The organism is Haladaptatus salinisoli, assembly GCF_020614375.1.
In the GTDB taxonomy this organism is placed as follows: domain Archaea; phylum Halobacteriota; class Halobacteria; order Halobacteriales; family Haladaptataceae; genus Haladaptatus; species Haladaptatus salinisoli.
Window position 1 is genome coordinate 531,389 of sequence record NZ_CP085329.1, and the last position, 15,321, is coordinate 546,709.

At 67.4% G+C, this 15,321-nt stretch carries 16 protein-coding genes; 6 read left to right on the top strand and 10 right to left on the bottom strand.

The features are described 5' to 3' along the window. The first annotated feature begins 40 nt into the window (after nt 1-40). A complete protein-coding gene (locus LIX00_RS20330; protein ID WP_227356381.1) occupies nt 41-841 on the top strand; it encodes a creatininase family protein in 801 nt (266 codons plus the stop codon). A gap of 32 nt (nt 842-873) precedes the next feature. On the opposite strand, the gene nagZ is transcribed toward LIX00_RS20330, so the two are convergent. From nagZ to LIX00_RS20350, 4 genes are all read right to left on the bottom strand, one after another. After that, on the bottom strand, nt 874-2,448 hold the full coding sequence (gene nagZ, locus LIX00_RS20335) for a beta-N-acetylhexosaminidase (RefSeq protein WP_227356382.1): 1,575 nt from the start codon (nt 2,446-2,448) through the stop codon (nt 874-876). Between the two features lie 4 nt (nt 2,449-2,452). After that, on the bottom strand, nt 2,453-3,619 hold the full coding sequence (locus LIX00_RS20340; protein ID WP_227356383.1) for an exo-beta-N-acetylmuramidase NamZ family protein: 1,167 nt from the start codon (nt 3,617-3,619) through the stop codon (nt 2,453-2,455). A gap of 44 nt (nt 3,620-3,663) precedes the next feature. Next, the gene (locus LIX00_RS20345; RefSeq protein WP_227356384.1) at nt 3,664-4,857 is read right to left on the bottom strand and encodes a hypothetical protein; all 1,194 of its coding nucleotides are present in this window, start codon (nt 4,855-4,857) and stop codon (nt 3,664-3,666) included. A gap of 81 nt (nt 4,858-4,938) precedes the next feature. After that, the gene (locus LIX00_RS20350) at nt 4,939-5,988 is read right to left on the bottom strand and encodes a serine hydrolase domain-containing protein (RefSeq protein WP_227356385.1); all 1,050 of its coding nucleotides are present in this window, start codon (nt 5,986-5,988) and stop codon (nt 4,939-4,941) included. Between the two features lie 95 nt (nt 5,989-6,083). Here LIX00_RS20350 and LIX00_RS20355 point away from each other — a divergent pair, with 95 nt between their 5' ends. Next, a complete protein-coding gene (locus LIX00_RS20355; protein ID WP_227356386.1) occupies nt 6,084-6,764 on the top strand; it encodes an HAD family hydrolase in 681 nt (226 codons plus the stop codon). Nucleotides 6,765-6,805: 41 nt separating this feature from the next. On the opposite strand, the gene LIX00_RS20360 is transcribed toward LIX00_RS20355, so the two are convergent. The 4 genes from LIX00_RS20360 to LIX00_RS20375 form a co-directional block, all read right to left on the bottom strand. Beyond that, nucleotides 6,806-6,955, bottom strand: a complete 150-nt coding sequence (locus tag LIX00_RS20360; protein ID WP_227356387.1) for a hypothetical protein — start codon at nt 6,953-6,955, stop codon at nt 6,806-6,808. A gap of 376 nt (nt 6,956-7,331) precedes the next feature. Next, nucleotides 7,332-8,519 (bottom strand): anhydro-N-acetylmuramic acid kinase, encoded by a 1,188-nt coding sequence (locus LIX00_RS20365; RefSeq protein WP_227356388.1) that lies wholly within the window; start codon nt 8,517-8,519, stop codon nt 7,332-7,334. Further along, nucleotides 8,516-9,490, bottom strand: a complete 975-nt coding sequence (locus tag LIX00_RS20370) for a GNAT family N-acetyltransferase (protein WP_227356389.1) — start codon at nt 9,488-9,490, stop codon at nt 8,516-8,518. Before LIX00_RS20370 ends, LIX00_RS20365 begins: the two co-directional genes overlap by 4 nt. Nucleotides 9,491-9,530: 40 nt before the next feature. Next, nucleotides 9,531-10,367 carry an SDR family NAD(P)-dependent oxidoreductase gene (locus LIX00_RS20375; RefSeq protein WP_227356390.1) on the bottom strand — a complete coding sequence of 279 codons (837 nt, stop codon included), beginning with the start codon at nt 10,365-10,367 and terminating at the stop codon, nt 9,531-9,533. A 101-nt stretch (nt 10,368-10,468) separates the two neighbouring features. Between LIX00_RS20375 and LIX00_RS20380 the strand changes: the two genes are divergently transcribed. Next, nucleotides 10,469-12,430 (top strand): ABC transporter substrate-binding protein, encoded by a 1,962-nt coding sequence (locus tag LIX00_RS20380; protein WP_227356391.1) that lies wholly within the window; start codon nt 10,469-10,471, stop codon nt 12,428-12,430. Between the two features lie 39 nt (nt 12,431-12,469). Here the strand turns inward: LIX00_RS20380 and LIX00_RS20385 are convergent, their stop codons facing one another. Both LIX00_RS20385 and LIX00_RS20390 read right to left on the bottom strand, forming a co-directional pair. Beyond that, nucleotides 12,470-12,691, bottom strand: a complete 222-nt coding sequence (locus tag LIX00_RS20385; RefSeq protein WP_227356392.1) for a hypothetical protein — start codon at nt 12,689-12,691, stop codon at nt 12,470-12,472. 49 nt (nt 12,692-12,740) lie between these two features. Beyond that, the gene (locus LIX00_RS20390; protein ID WP_227356393.1) at nt 12,741-12,899 is read right to left on the bottom strand and encodes a hypothetical protein; all 159 of its coding nucleotides are present in this window, start codon (nt 12,897-12,899) and stop codon (nt 12,741-12,743) included. 133 nt (nt 12,900-13,032) lie between these two features. Between LIX00_RS20390 and LIX00_RS20395 the strand changes: the two genes are divergently transcribed. From LIX00_RS20395 to LIX00_RS20405, 3 genes are read left to right on the top strand one after another with little or no spacing between them, the layout of a single operon-like run. Next, nucleotides 13,033-14,022, top strand: a complete 990-nt coding sequence (locus LIX00_RS20395; RefSeq protein WP_227356394.1) for an ABC transporter permease — start codon at nt 13,033-13,035, stop codon at nt 14,020-14,022. After that, a complete protein-coding gene (locus tag LIX00_RS20400; protein WP_227356395.1) occupies nt 14,009-15,052 on the top strand; it encodes an ABC transporter permease in 1,044 nt (347 codons plus the stop codon). The genes LIX00_RS20395 and LIX00_RS20400 overlap by 14 nt, the downstream gene beginning before the upstream one ends. Next, nucleotides 15,049-15,294, top strand: a complete 246-nt coding sequence (locus LIX00_RS20405; protein WP_227356396.1) for a hypothetical protein — start codon at nt 15,049-15,051, stop codon at nt 15,292-15,294. The genes LIX00_RS20400 and LIX00_RS20405 overlap by 4 nt, the downstream gene beginning before the upstream one ends. The last annotated feature ends 27 nt before the right edge of the window (nt 15,295-15,321 follow it).

Here is a 15,321-nt window from a genome sequence, read left to right on the forward strand (position 1 = left end):
AACCCGAATCGTTTTACGCTCGACGCGAGCACTGTACGCCATGACCGCAGCGGTACGCTTGTCGTCCGTCGCGTGGGCGGCGAAGACTCGAACCGAAATCCGCGAGACCGGCGCCGCCGAGGGGTCGGTCGTCGTCGTTCCGGTCGGGAGCATCGAACAGCACGGCCACCACCTCCCCGTCGCCACCGACACGCTGTTGGCCGACGCCGTGTCTCACGCCGGCGCGAAGCGGGTCGCCGACGAGGTCCCCCTCCTCGTGACGCCCCCCGTCTGGTCGGGGTTCTCGCCCCATCACACGTCCCTCGGGGGGACGGTGACGCTCGAACTGGAGACCATCCTCGCCCTCTTGGAGGACGCGGCCGACAGCGCGCTCGACAACGGTTTCGACGGCGTCTGTTTCGTCAACGGGCACGGCGGAAACGCGTCGCTCGTCGACAACGCCGTGAGCACCGTCGGAAAATCGCACCCAGACGTCGAGGTAACCGGTCTGACGTACTTCCGACTCGCGGAGTCGTTCGCGGACGATATCCGCGAGAGCGACGTCGGCGGCATGGCCCACGGCGGCGAGTTCGAGACGTCGCTCATGTTGCACCTCCACCCGGAACTGGTCGAGATGGACGACGCGGACGCCGAGTATCTGGACGAACCGTACGAACGCGGGACGAAAGACCTCCTCGTCGGCGGCGCGCTCTCGACGTACCGACCGTTCGAGGAGTACTCGGCCTCGGGGGCCATCGGCGACCCTTCGCTCGCCAGCGCGGAGAAGGGAGCCGAACTCCTCGACCGACTGGCCGACGAACTGGCCGACGTCCTTCGGAACGTCTCCCGGCGGGCGCGGTAATTCGCCGCGCTGGGATCGGAACGGCGGCGGTCTCAGTCGACCGGAATCGTCACCGGGAGTCGACCGACCGGCTTCCGGTCGCCGACGAGCACCTCTGCCGCGGCGGCGAGCGACGGCGGCGTATCGTCGTACGTCGTCAGGTACGCGGAGACCTCCGGAAACGCCGCGAGGTCGTAGGGGTTCCGCGTCGCGACGACGACGGGGTCCGCACCCGCCTCGACGAGCGCGTCGACCGCGCCCGCCTGCTCGGGATTCGCGGCGGCGTCGGACGTGCAGACGACCGTCGGCGCGTCGTCGGGGTTCGGCGGCGAGTCGCCGGGGGCGAGAACCGACGCGTTCACCGTCGCGCCCGCCGTCGAGAGCGCCGACGCGAACGCGCCGCGGCGGTCGGTCGACTCCTCGACGAGCGAGCCGCGATCGCCCTCGAACTCGTAGACGACGACGGGAGCGTCGGGCAGGGGTAGAGTGTCGGCGTCGCGGACGAGCGTGACGCCGCGTTCGGCGACGGTTCGCGCGACGGAGCGACAAGCGGTCGCGGCGGCGTCCCGTTCGTCGGGGGTGTCGACCGACCCGGCCCCGTACGCTCGCTTCACCCGGAGGACGCGGCGCACCGACTCGTCGACGCGCGACTCCGAGACGCGCCCCGACTCGACCGCGGCGACGACCGCGTCGATGGCCGCGCGCTGGGTGCGGGGCGTGTGGGAGACGCAGACGAGGTCGCAGCCCGCTTCGACCGCACGCACGCACCCCTCGACGGTGCCGACGCCGTCCGCGATGGCGTTCATCTCCATGCAGTCCGTGACGACGAGTCCGTCGAAGCCGAGTTCCTCGCGCAGGAGCCCGGTGACGACCCGACGCGAGAGCGTCGCCGGTCGCTCGGCGTCCTCCGCGACGGCGGGGAACGCGACGTGCGTCGTCATGACGGCGTCGATACCGGCGTCGACGGCCCGGCGGAAAGGACGGAGTTCGACGCGGTCGAGGCGCTCCCGGTCGTGGTCGACGACCGGCAGGTCGAGGTGGGAATCGACCGCCGTATCGCCGTGCCCCGGGAAGTGTTTCCCGCAGGCGACGACCCCGCCGTTCTGCAGTCCGGCGGCGAACGCCGCGCCCAGTTCCGCGACGCGGCCGGGGCGCTCGCCGAAGGACCGAGCGCCGATGACGGGGTTGTCGGGGTTGTTGTTCACGTCGAGCACGGGCGCGAGGTCGACGTCGACGCCGAGCGCACGGAGTTCGCGGCCGACCGCCGCGCCCGCCCTCGCGGCGAGCGCCGGATCGTCGGCGGCTCCGAGCGCCATCGCGCTCGGTAACTCCGTCCCCCACGAGAGGCGCGCGACCCGGCCTCCTTCCTGGTCGACGGTCACGAGCAGCGGCGGCCCGCCGTCGGGGACGAACCCTCGGAGCGTCCGCGAGAGGGTTCGGAGCTGTTCCGGCGACTCGACGTTCCGACCGAAGTAGATGACGCCGCCGAGGGAGCGCTCGGAGACGAGTTCCTCGATCTCGGCCGTGGGCCGGGTTCCGTCGAACCCCGCGACGAACAGTTGGCCGACCTTCTCGGGGAGCGACAGCGACGAGACGACCGACTCCGGGTCGGTGGGTGCGTCGGTCATCGGCTCAGTACCGGAGGTAGTTCGCCCGCGCGTCGGCGAACTCGGCGAGGTCGTCCGACCAGCCGTCCGTGATGTCCTCGACGATGTCGCGCGGTTCGCGCCCGGCGTCCGCGGCGTCGATCGCCTCGCGCAGGTAGCTCCCGCCCGCGAGCTTGTCGACGAAGAACCCGTCGTCGTACTCGATCCACTCGCACCGGTCGTCGGCGGTGAACGCCGAGACGAGCACCGTGAGGCCGACCGTCACCGGGTCGACTGCGTCCCGGTCGAGCACGTGCACCTGCACGCCCGTCACGTTCTCGTGCTCGTGTTTCGAGAAGGTGGGAGAGAAGTACGCCGGTCGGAACGCGACCCCGTCCAGGTCCTGCGCCGACAGCTCGGCCGCCCACTCGGCCGCGTCGATCCACGGCGCGCCGACGAGTTCGAAGGGTTTCGTCGTCCCGCGTCCCTCCGAGAGGTTCGTCCCCTCGAAAAAGCACATGCCGGGGTACAGCGTCGCCGTCCCCGGCGTGGGCATGTTCGGCGAGGGGTACACCCACGGCAGGTCGGTGTCCGAGAACCAGTCCGAGCGCGTCCAGCCGCGCATCTCGACGACCGACACGTCCGCGCCGATGTCGAACTCCTCGTTGAAGTACGTCGCCAGTTCCCCGACGGTCAGCCCGTGGACGATGGGCAGTTCGTACCCTCCGACGAACGAGGCGGACTCCTCGCCGATTCGGTTGCCCGTGACGGGGAGCGGCGCGACGGGGTTCGGCCGGTCGAGGACGACCATGCGCTTTTCGGCCTCGGCGACGCCCATGAGCGCGTAAGCGAGCGTGTAGATGAGCGTGTAGAACCGACAGCCGACGTCCTGCATGTCGTAGACGACGGTGTCGAGGTCGTCCAACATCTCCGGTCGCAGCCTGCGCTGCTCGCCGTAGAGGCTCTTCACCGGGAGTCCGGTTCGTTCGTCGGTGCTGTCGTCGACCTTCACGCCCGCCTGCGCGTCGCCCCTGATGCCGTGTTCCGGCCCGAACAGCTTCCGGAGGTCGAAATCCTCGCGGTCGTGCAGGAGGTCGATGGTGGTGTGCAGGTCGCTGTCGGTTCCCGACGGGTTCGTGATGAGGCCGAGTCGCTCGCCGTCGACCGCGTCGGACCGCTCGTTCAACAACCGTTCTACGCCGAGTCGTACCATACCATCTGCAATGCGGTTTCCCTTTAAAAAACCACGTGTGGTCGTCACAAACTACCGGTCACGTCGCCCTCCGCGCGGGCGACCGCCGCGTCGAACCAGCCGACGTGCGCGTCGCTCATGAGCGCGTGGTTGTACACGTGAAGCTCGTCGGCGGCGTCGGCGACGTCGCCGACGAAGGCTCGCCACTCCGCCTCCGTTCCGAGCACGTCGGGATCGAGCGTGACGCCGGCGTCCACGGGGATGTCGACCGCGTCCCGATACAGCCGGACGCGCCGACGGGCGGCGTCGCGGTCGCCCGTGTAGCAGAGGGCGACGATCCGGTCCAAGTGGGTTCGGACGCGGTCGAGGACGACCCCCGCCGGCCAGCCGTCGTTCGGGTCGCGGCCGAGGCCGTCCGACGCCGAGTAGGTGAGCGCGACGTCGCCGCTGGCGGCCGACAGCCCTTCGAGGAACCCGTCGACGACCGACGCCCGAAAGTCGAAGAGGTCGGCCAGGACCGGGCGCTCCTCGGCGAGTCGTTCGAGCGACCGAATCCGCGGCGTCGGTCCGCCGAGCGCGTCGCGGGCGACGGTTCGCACCGCGTCGCGGGCGCGATCGAAATCAACCGGGTGGCTCTCGGCTCGCTCCCGGCACGCCGAGCAGAAACACTGCGAGAGGACGACCTCCTCGGGCTTCCCGCGGACGACGTGGTTCTTCGCGTGACCGAACGTCGCCCCGTGTCCGTGGAAGGCGCTCGGGAAGCCGAGCGATTCGAGGTTGATCGCCTCGATGTCGTACTCGGCGAGCGAGCGCGCGACGCCCTCGAAGTACGTCTGCACCTCGGAGTGGGAGGGACAGAACGCGTGGTCGTGGGCGTCCCCGAAGGCGCTCTGAACCCGAAATCGCGGGTAGCGCGCGCCGAGCTTCGAGTTGTGGAAACAGACGAGCCACGCGTTCACGCCGATGCCGTGCGCGGTCAGTCGGTCGACCACGTCGCCGAACGGATCGTCTCGACCGCCGATATCGTTCGTCGGCGGGTCGATGGGCGTGTCGGCGAACGCTTCCGGGTCGGGGTCGAAGTAGCAACCGCCCTCGTACGATTCGAACAGACCGTCGTCCGAACGCGGGTCGAGCGTTCGGATGGAGTGGTAGTGCGCGGCGACGGTGACGCTCGACACGCCCAACTCGGCGAGTTCGCGCCGCGTCGCGTCGAGGGGGTGCGAGAGCAGTCGCCACGGGTAACTCCAGACTGCGACCATACCGACCAAAATCCGCGGTGCGTAATAAATATTGTCGGGTCGTGGCGGGATACCGGTTCGAGCGGGAACGTCCTCGCCGCGTCAGTCGAACCGCCGCGCGGCGACCATCGCGTGGAACCGCTCCCGGAATCGGATGAGCCCCGTCCCCTTCCCGTCGTAGACCTGATTCGTGAGCAGCACTGCGAACCGGTCGCGCTCGTGGTCGAGCCAGAGCGAGGTGCCGGTGTAGCCGGTGTGGCCGAGACCGTCGCGCGACCAGTTCGGCGCGGGGTACGTTCCGTCGGCGAGACGCCACCCCAGACTGTGCCGGTCGTCGAGTTCGGGGAGCCAGTCGTCCCGAAGCCGGTCGGTCGTCGCGGCGGAGAGGAGCGTCCCGTCGGCGGCTAGGAACGCGGTCGAGAACGCCGCGAGGTCGTCGACGGTCGTGAACAGGCCGGCGTTCCCGCTCCGCCCGCTCATCGCCCAGCCGAGGGGGTCGTGGACGTCGCCCCGGAGCACCCGGTCGCGGTGCTCGTGGTCGTAGGTCGCGGCGACGTTCGAGACGTCCACGGGGCCGAGGCGGGACGCGTCCATCCCGGCGGGGTCGAAGACGTTCGTTCGGGCGAGGTCGGCCAGCGAGCGGCCGGTCGCGCGTCGGAGCGCCTCGGCCAAGTACACGAAGTTGAGACAGCTGTACTCGTACCGGCCGCCGGGCGCGGCTTCGAGCACCGACCGGTCGCGGAGACCGTCGATGACGTCCTCCGCGGAGCCCCACGACTCGTCGAAGGCGTACGGTTGAAGCCCGGAACTGTGGGTCAGGAGTTCGACCAGCCGAATCTCGCCGCGCCGCCGACCGTCGAGTTCGGGAAGGTGTCGCCGAAGTTCGTCCGAGAGCGCGATATCCCCCGCCTCCACGAGGGAGAGCGCGGTCGTCGCCGTCACCACGGGTTTCGTCAGCGAGGCGGCGTCGAACGTCGTCGTCCGGGTCGTCTGCTCGCCGCGTTCTGGGTCGCGGTGGCCGACCGCGGCGACCCGGTCGACGCCGGTACGGGTTCCGACCGCCGCCACGGCCCCCGGAAAGACGCCTTCGGTGCGGCCGCGCGCGAGGAACGCTTCGAGCGAATCGTCGGTAGCTGTCGTATCTGCCGCCATCTTGCCGGAGTGGGGGCGCGAACGCTCTTAATTGCTCCGTCCGAGCGGTCGGCGGGAAGAACGTATTTACCATTGCCGTCGGAACGCACGAACGGATGACCTACGACGCGCTCCTGTTCGACGTCGACGGCGTTCTGCTGCGCCACCACCGGGACCACCCGACGGTCTACCGGCAGGCCATCGAGGAGACCTTCGACCGGTTCGGCGTCTCGCCCTCGAACGACGACCTCGACGCCTTCATCGCGGGGGCCACGTTGGACGAGATGCGGCGCGCGTGCGCCGACCACGACCTCGATTTCGCCGCCTTCTGGGCCGAGCGGGAGGCGAACGCCTCGCGCCTCCAGCGCGGGATGATGGACGGCGGCGAACGCGTCCCGTTCGACGACTGCGCGGTGTTGGACGAACTCGCCGAAGCGCACGCCATGGGCGTCGTCAGCAGCAACCAACACGCGACCGTCGAGTACATGCTGGAGCGATTCGACCTCGCCCACCTGTTCGACGCCGTCTACGGTCGGGAGCCGACGGTCGACGGGTTCGAGCGGACGAAACCGGACACGCACTACGTCGAACGCGCGATGTCGGACCTCGGCGCGACCCGGGGCCTGTACGTCGGCGACAGCGCCTGCGACGTGCTGGCCGCCCACCGCGCCGGTCTGGATTCGGCGTTCGTGCGCCGCTCGCACCGCGAGGGCTACGCGCTCCCCGAGGAGCCGACGCACGAAGTTTCGACGCTCGCCGCCCTCCCCGACGTTCCCGGCGTCGAGTCGTCCGCGTAAATCGCACCGCCTCGAACCGCACCAGCCCGTTTTGCACCGTCTTACGTCACTTCCGTTTCGCCAGCGCCGCCGGCGACGACCTCGGACTTCGGCGCGCTCCAACCGGCGACCGCCGGGGCGAAACCGCACCCCACCCGTTTCGACTCAGTCGAAACGGGGCTTTCGGGGCTGTACGCGCCGGTTATTCGCACGGGGACGTCTTACCGCCGCTTTTCGTGGTAAAATCGGCATTTCGCGTGGTCGAAACGGGTTCGAAACGCGTTATACGCCACGAATTCTCCGTTTCCACGCCGAATTTCGATCGAGCGGTCCGTTACAGTGCTACCTCTGTAATGCGTATCGGACGACCGTCCCCGGCGCGTTCGCGCACCGCCGCTGTTCCGTCCGCGGTGACGGTGCGAATCGACCGCCGTTTCGACTCGTCCGAAACGGCCTCCGCCGAGGGGAAGACGGTGGCTCCGCGTCCGAACCGACGACGGTGCGTTTCGACCGAGCGGAAGGTGCCGCGTCGCCGCTCCGCTCTCGAGCCAGCGTCGCGGTTAGGGGGACCGTCGCGCGGAGACGCGGTCAGTTCGGAGAACAGCGTTTGCCCATGACGACCGGACGGGACGCCCCGGTCGCGTTCGGGACGTTGTTCGGGACGCCGTCGAGCGCCGCGGCGGCGAGCAGGGCGAAGGCGACCGCCTCCTTCTCGTCCGCGCCGACCCCGTACTCGTCGACGGTTCGAACCGGCGCGTCGATTTCGGCGTCGAGCATCCCGACGAGCGTCGGGTTGAACGCGCCGCCGCCGGAGACGACGACCTCGTCCGGCGCTCGGGGGAGGAACCGACGGTACGCGTCCGCGATGGAACGGGCCGTCAGCGCGGTCGCCGTCGCGACCGCGTCCTCGTCCGGGAGGTTTCGGCCGCGGCACGCGTCGAGGAACGCCCCCGCGTACTCCCGGCCGAACAGTTCGCGCCCGGTGGATTTCGGCGGTTCGGCGCGGAAGTAGTCGTCGTCCAGTAACTCGGAGAGGAGGGCGTCGCAGACGGTTCCCGCGCGGGCGAGGCGGCCGTCCTCGTCGTAGGTCCGCTCGCCGTCCGTCAGGCGTTCGACGACGCCGTCGACGACCACGTTCCCCGGCCCGGTGTCGAAGGCGGTCGCGTCCTCGCGGGTCGCGCCGGGGGGGAGCGCGGTGCAGTTGGCGATGCCGCCGACGTTCTGGGCCACGCGGAACGTTTCGTCGTCGGCGAGCAGCGCGAGGTCGGCGAACGGGACGAGCGGCGCGCCGTGCCCGCCCGCGGCGACGTCGGCGGTGCGAAAGTCCGCTATCGTCTCGACGCCGGTGCGCTCGGCGATGACGCTCCCGTCGCCGATCTGGAGCGTCGAGCGCAGTCGGCCGCCGACGGGGAGCGAACGCGGCTTCGGACGGTGTCGAACCGTCTGGCCGTGCGAACCGATGGCGTCCACGTCCGCGAGCGAAACGTCGGCCGACGCGGCGGCTTCTCTCGCCGCGTCCGCGAACACCGCCCCGAGCGCGACGTTCAGGTCGCACGCGTCGGCCACAGTTCCCGCGTCGCCGCAAACCGCCGCGATTCGGTCGCGGAGCGCCGGGTCGTACGGGCGCGTGACGAACGACTCGACGCTCGCGTCGTACCCCCGCGGGCCTGTTCCGTCGCGCCGAATCCGGCAGCAGGCCGCGTCGACGCCGTCGAGCGACGTTCCCGACATCAGGCCGACGACGAGGCGTTCCCGCGGGCCGGCGTCGTCGCTCACGCCGACGCCTCCTTTTCGAGCGTCTCGTACGCGAGCCACGGTTCGAAGCCGAGTTTCGCGTAGTAATCGAGGAGACCGGTCCAGTCGACGACCATCCGGTCGTAGCCCGCGTCGCGGTATCGTTCGACCAGCGTCGAAATCATCCAGAGCCCCCAGCCGCGACCCCGGTACGACTCGTGGACCCCGAGCGGGCCGAGACCGCAGACGCGACCGTCGAGTCGCTCGGCCCAGTTGACGTTCGCGCCGCGGTACGCGGAGGTCTGCGCGTTGGTTCGGGAGAAGCCGACCGTCCGCCCCTCGCGGCGGAGGAGCCAGTAATCGGACTCGCCGCCCGGAACGCGGCAGACGTTCTCCGCCTCGTACCGCCACCGGCCGGGGAACTGGTCCGCCAGAAACGAGTAGAGCCGGGGGGTCTCGTCGACGCGTTCGAGTGACAGCCCCGGCCACGACTCGCCGACCTCGGAAATCCCGTCGGGGGGTTCGAACGACCCGATATCGCGCCGGAGGTCGTGCACCGTCCCGCGCGATTCGAACCCCGCGTCCCGGAGGCGGGCGCGCAGGCGGTCGAACTCGGTCGGGAGCCCCGGAAGGAACTGGCCCGGGTCGCCGCCGAACCGAAGCCGAATCACGCCTCGCTCGACCATGCCGCGTTCGACCGCGGCGAGCAGTTCGTCGGCGACGGCGTCCCGGTTTTCGACGGACGGGTCGACGGCGAACAGGCTCACCCAGCCCTGTTCGGGACCGGCGTAATCGGCTATTCGTTCGGTGAGTCGCTTTCCGAGCGCGGCGGCGACGAGGTCGCCGTCCGCGAATCCGCTCCACGCCGTCGCGTCGAGACCGGCGAACGGGGCGAAGACGTTCTGCGCGACGAGTCGCTCGGGAACGGCGAACGCCGGACGAACCTCGTTCCAGAGGTCGATGCCGGCGCGGACGGCGTCGTAGTCGGTGAGTCGGCGAACATCGACGGTCATCGCCTCCCCCTTCCGCGCACCGATACTTATAGTTCCGCGCTCACCGCTCCCGGTCGTCGCGCGTCGGCGGTTCGTCGACGCCGTACATCATCTCCTCCAACCGCTGGTCGAGACCGGCGGAGAGCCCCCCGTCGACGACGAGTTCGGTTCCCGTGACGAACGACGCCGCCTCGGAGGTCAGGTAGGAGACGGCCGCGGTCACGTCCTCGACGCGGCCGAACCGGCCCACGGGATACTGGTCGAGCCACTCCTCGCGAACCGGCCCCTCGGAGGTGAGCTTCTCGCTCGACGCGTCGGTGATGATGGTACCCGGACAGACGGCGTTCGAGCGGACGCCGTGACGACCGTACTGCGTGGCGACGATTCGGGAGAGCGCGAGGATTCCGCCCTTCGCCGCGGAGTAGGACGCGAGTCCGATGCCGAGTCGAGCGTTGACGGACGAGACGTGAACCATCGCGCCGCCGCCCGACTCGACCATCGCCGGGAGCACTTCGCGGGCGCAGAGGAACTGGCCTTTCAGGTTCACGTCGATGACGCGGTCCCACGTCGCTTCCGCCACTCGGTCGGGGTTCCCGTCGTCGAAGGAGCCGCCGGCGTTGTTCACGAGCACGTCCACGCTCCCGTGGGCGTCCATCGTCGCCTCGACCAGCGACGAGACGGCGGTCGCGTCGCTCACGTCCGTGCGGACGAACTCGGCGGTGCCGCCGTCGTCTTCGACGGCGGCGACCGTTTCCTCGCCGCCGTCGGCGTCCACGTCCGCCACTACGACGGTCGCGTTCGCGGCGGCGAGGCGCTCCGTAACCGCGCGTCCGATGCCGTTGCTCGCTCCGGTGACGATGGCGACCTCTCCGCTTCGGTCGTACGCGTCGGGGTGCATGTTCGCACCATTTCACTCGAGGACGAACTGCTTTACGTTTCGTTCGATTCTTTAAATAACCCAAACACTTTTGTATTGATTATCTGAATATTGGTTCGAGCATGGCTAACGCCAACCACGGTTCCGACGGCGACGCCGACGGAAACCGGCTAACACGACGACAGTGGCTCGCGCTCGGCGGAAGCGCGGCGATGGCTGGACTGGCCGGTTGCGGCGGCAGCAACCCGAACGACCCGAACGTTACGATGAGTTCGACCCCGTCAGGTACGAACGGCGGGAACGGAGCGGCCGTCACGACGGAGCTCAACATGCGAGCGCCGGTCAGCTGGCAGCCCAGTCAGGCGAACGTTAACCCGTTCACCGATACGAGGAACACCGAGTTCTGGATGGACTACATGTGGTCGGAGTCGCTGGTGTATCCGAACTCCCAGGGGACGCCGATATACTGGCTCGCCGACGACATCAGCCTCAAGGCGGGCGGCTGCGAGGTCCACATCAAGCTGAACGAGGACTACACGTGGTGGGACGGCACCCCGGTGACCGCGAAGGACGTTCACACCACCAACCTCCTCTACGACTACAAGAACAACATGGGTCCCGACCAGACCGACGATAGCTGGGAGGTTCTGGACGAGTACACCATCAAGAACGTCCTGCCGGGACCGGCCAACCCCTCGCTGAAGAAGGCGACGTACTACTCGGTCATCGCCAAGCACGACTACTTCAAATCGTGGCTGGAGAAGTACGAGGACGCGGGCGGCGAGAGCGCCATCAATAAGGTGACCAAGAACCTCCAGGAGGACAAGATAACGCTACAGGACCTCAAGGACAAGGGATTGGGCTGCGGGATGTGGCAACCGGCGCAACTCTCGCCGACGAAGGCGTCTCACACGAAGTACGAAGACCATCCGCGCGCCGACTGGACGAACCTGAAGACGTTCAACTGGCACCTCATCTCCGAGAAACAGAAGGCGATTCAGGCGCTCAACACCGGTAAACTCGACCTCGGCGACAAGACCATCACGCAGGCCCAATCGAGCGGCAAGGTCGAGGTGTTCAACCGGTTCGGCACCTCCAGCATCGTGAAACTGGCGATGAACTGGAACAACGAGCACCTCGCCCGGCGTCCGGTTCGGCGCGCCATCGCCTACCTCCTCGACCACGACGAACTGGTCAAGGTGCTCAAGACTACGCAGGGGCTGAACTACAAGTCGCGGGACACCGTCAACGGGTTGTCCTCGAAGCAGGCCGACAAGTGGCTCGGCAAGAGCTTCCAGAACGACCTTATCAACTACGGCCGAAAGTCGAAACCGGAGAAGGCGAAGCAGGTGCTGCAGGACGCCGGCTACTCCAAGGACGGTGGGGTCTGGGTCGGGCCGAACGGAAGCGAGGTGAACAACCTCACCTACCTGACGCCGCCGTGGAACATCTACGAGACCATCGGGAAGTACGTCAGCCCGAAACTGGACAAGTTCGGGTTCAAGAACAAACTCATCATCCCGTCGTCCAGCGGGTTCTGGCAGCGGTGGACTGAGACGCACGACTTCGACATGGTCAACTGGTTCTCGAACACGTCGCACCCGGGGAACGCCTTCACCACCGCCAGCGTGGGCGGGATCGGCAAGTACGACGAAGTCGCCGCCCCGCTCGAGAGCAGCGGCGACTGCAAGGTCAACCGCACGACGCCCAAACTCGACCAGCCGCGGAGCAAGAAGCTCAACCACCCGATCCGACCGAAGTATCCGAAGAAGGTCGGCACGACGGGTACCGGCGGCGCGAAACAGACGTTCTACCCCATCAAGTGGAACAACATCATGACCCAGACGCAGTCCGAAGACGAGGTCAAGCGACTCTCCAAGAAGTTCGCGTGGTACATGAACTGGCAGGTGCCGCACATCGGCTTCTACGACGAGACGAGGGCGTACTGGGGGAACACGAGCAAGTTCAACTTCCCCACGAACAAAGCGGACGACCACCCGCAGGGCGATGCGACCAAGTCGGAGCACCTCACGAACTCGATGGAGTTCCTGATGAAGGGTCACATCAGCGCGAAGACGAAGTGAGGCCTCGACGGACGGACCGCCCGCCACACGACGCTCGCGTCACATCCGGTGGCACTTCAGCAGAATCGCTCCCGTCGCCGCGCCGAGCACGGCGATGCCGGCGAGGTTGAGAATCCCGACGACGCGCGTGGCGGTGCCCGGTTCGGTCCACAGAAAGAGCGCGAGCGAGAGCGCTCCCGCGAGGCACTCGAACGCGAACAGCATGGCGAACTTATCGGTGTTCGAACAGACGTAATCGAAGAACGTCGGTGCGTTGGACATCCTCTCGTTCACGTACGCTCCCGGCGGGAAGTAAGTATTTCGTCACGACTCACTCGTCGGTCGTCCGGACGACGGCGTGCGCGACGCCGCAGTCGGGGCACTCGTAGTGCTCGCGGTCGAACGTTCCGCCGCATCTGATGCACTGGTACGTCTCGCTCTCGTCGTCCGTCCCGCCGAAGAAGTCGAGGAGTCGCGCCACGAGTGACATGGGCGGACGTCGAACGCGGGCGTAATGAACTTATCTCTCCGTGCCAAGAATCACCATAACTTTATTGGGATTGAAGAAAGACAAGCACGGTAGCACGATGTATTATGTGAAGCGGATCGGCCAATCAGTGCTAGTGTTTTTCATCGCACTGACCGTAACGTTCGCGCTGTACCGGATGTTACCGTTTGGTCCGGTCGAGATGGTCAAGGTGCAGTTGATGAAACAGATGCTCGAGCAGGGGCAGACTCCGACGCCCGCGCAGATGGCGAACATCAACGCGATGGTCGAGACGTACACCGGCATCGACCCCTCCCAACCCTGGTACGTCGCCTACTACGAGTACCTCCGCGACATCGTCCTGTACCAGGACTTCGGACGGTCGATATTCAAGAACGAACCCGTCTTCGACCTCCTCTTCCGAGCGATGCCGTGGTCGATATTCATCAGCGTCTACGGTCTCGCGCTCGGCACGACCGTCAGCCTGCTGTTCGGCGCGGTCATGGCGTACAAGGAAGGGAGCGCGTTCGACACCGGGATGACGTTCGTCTCCATCGTCAACAGCACCGTCCCCTACTACGTCGTCGCCGTCCTCACGCTCATCCTCTTCTCGTTCAGCCTCGGCTGGTTCCCGAGCGGCGGGCGGATGAATCCGTCGACGACGCCCGGCCTCAACCTGCCGTTCATCGTCGGCATCGTGAAGCACGCGGCGCTCCCCGTCTTCTCCGCGTTCGTCGCCGGGTTCGGCGGCGCGCTGGCGTTCCGCGGCAACTGCATCCGCGAGATGGGCGAAGGGTACATCCGCGTCGCGCGACTGCGCGGCATCAGTCAGGGACGGATCGCGATACGCTACGTCGGCCGAAACGCGCTGTTGCCCGTCTACACGAGCATCATGATGGGCATCGCGAGCATCTTCGGGAGCAGCATCATCCTCGAAACGATATTCAACTACCCGGCGATGGGGATGGTGACGTTCAACGCGCTCATGAACCGCGACTACCCGGTCATCATGGGCGCGTTCATCTTCTTCACGATACTCACGCTCCTCGGCATCCTCGTCGCCGACCTCACGTACGGCGTCATCGACCCGCGCGTCAAAGGAGGGACCGAACGTGAAACCTACTGACGACGCGGCCGATTCGACCGCTCGCGCCGACGGCGGGACGAGTAGCCGCTCGGGCGGGGCCGGCGGCATCGACGAGACGATATTCACGCAGATGTCGAACGTGCCCGAACCGACGCTACGCGAGAAGGTCGAGCGAGCGTTCGAACGGCACGTCTACGCTCCCGGCGCGGTGCTCCTCTCCGACTGGCGCGCGCTCGTCGGGGCGACGATACTGCTGGGGTTCGTCTTCGCGGGGACCGTCGGCGTCCACCTCATTCCCGAACCGACCGTGATGGAAGGACCGATCTTCCTGCCGCCCTTCACCGATTGGAAGTACCCGCTCGGAACCGGTCTGATGGGCAAATCGATACTCAAACAGGTCGTCCACGCGACCCCCGCGATGTTGCAGATGATCGCCGCCGGCGCGTTGCTGTCCGTCGGTCTCGGAACCGCCATCGGAACCGTGGCGGGGTACCGCGGCGGCCACACCGACCGAGTCCTGATGACGCTGACGGACACCGTCCTCACGATTCCGGGGCTCGTGCTGGTCATCGTGCTGGCGACAATCTATCAGCCGGAGGAGCCGTTCGTCGTCGGTCTCATCCTCGGCATCGACAACTGGCCGCGGCTGGCGCGAACCATCCGTTCGCAGGTGTTGAGCATCCGGGAAGAGGCGTTCACCGAGGCGTCGCGCATCATGGGACTGTCCGAGCTTCACATCCTCCGCCGGGACGTCATTTCGAACCTGATGCCGTACATCTCCGTGAACTTCGCCAACAGTTCGCGGCGCATCGTCTTCGAATCCGTCGCGCTGTACTTCCTCGGCATCCTCCCTCAGTCGCAGCTAAACTGGGGTGCGATGATGGACAACGCGTACGCCGGCGCGAACCTGACGAATCCGAACCAAATTCACTGGTTGCTCGTTCCGATGGCGTGCATCATCCTCGTCTTGCTCGGCTTCATCCTGTTCGCGCAGGGACTCGACCGCGTCTTCAACGTCCGGCTACGCGCCCGCCACGAGGGCTCGGCCGGCGGAGGTGAGACTCCGTGAGCACCCGCCGCTCGACGGACGGACGCGCGACGTCGCTGGTGTTGGCGATTCGGCGGTCGTTCCTCGCCTTCGTCACGGTCATCGGCGTCGCCTGCTGTCTCCTCGCCGTGCTGCTGTCCGAGTACGTGTTACCCGGGGTGACGAACGGCGTCCTCGCCGGAATGTTCGCCATCTGGGGCGTGAGCGCGTTCCTCTACGCCGTGCTCGGTCACCTCGGCCTGCGCCTGATAGGATACCACTGACGATGAGACGACAACCCACACACGAAT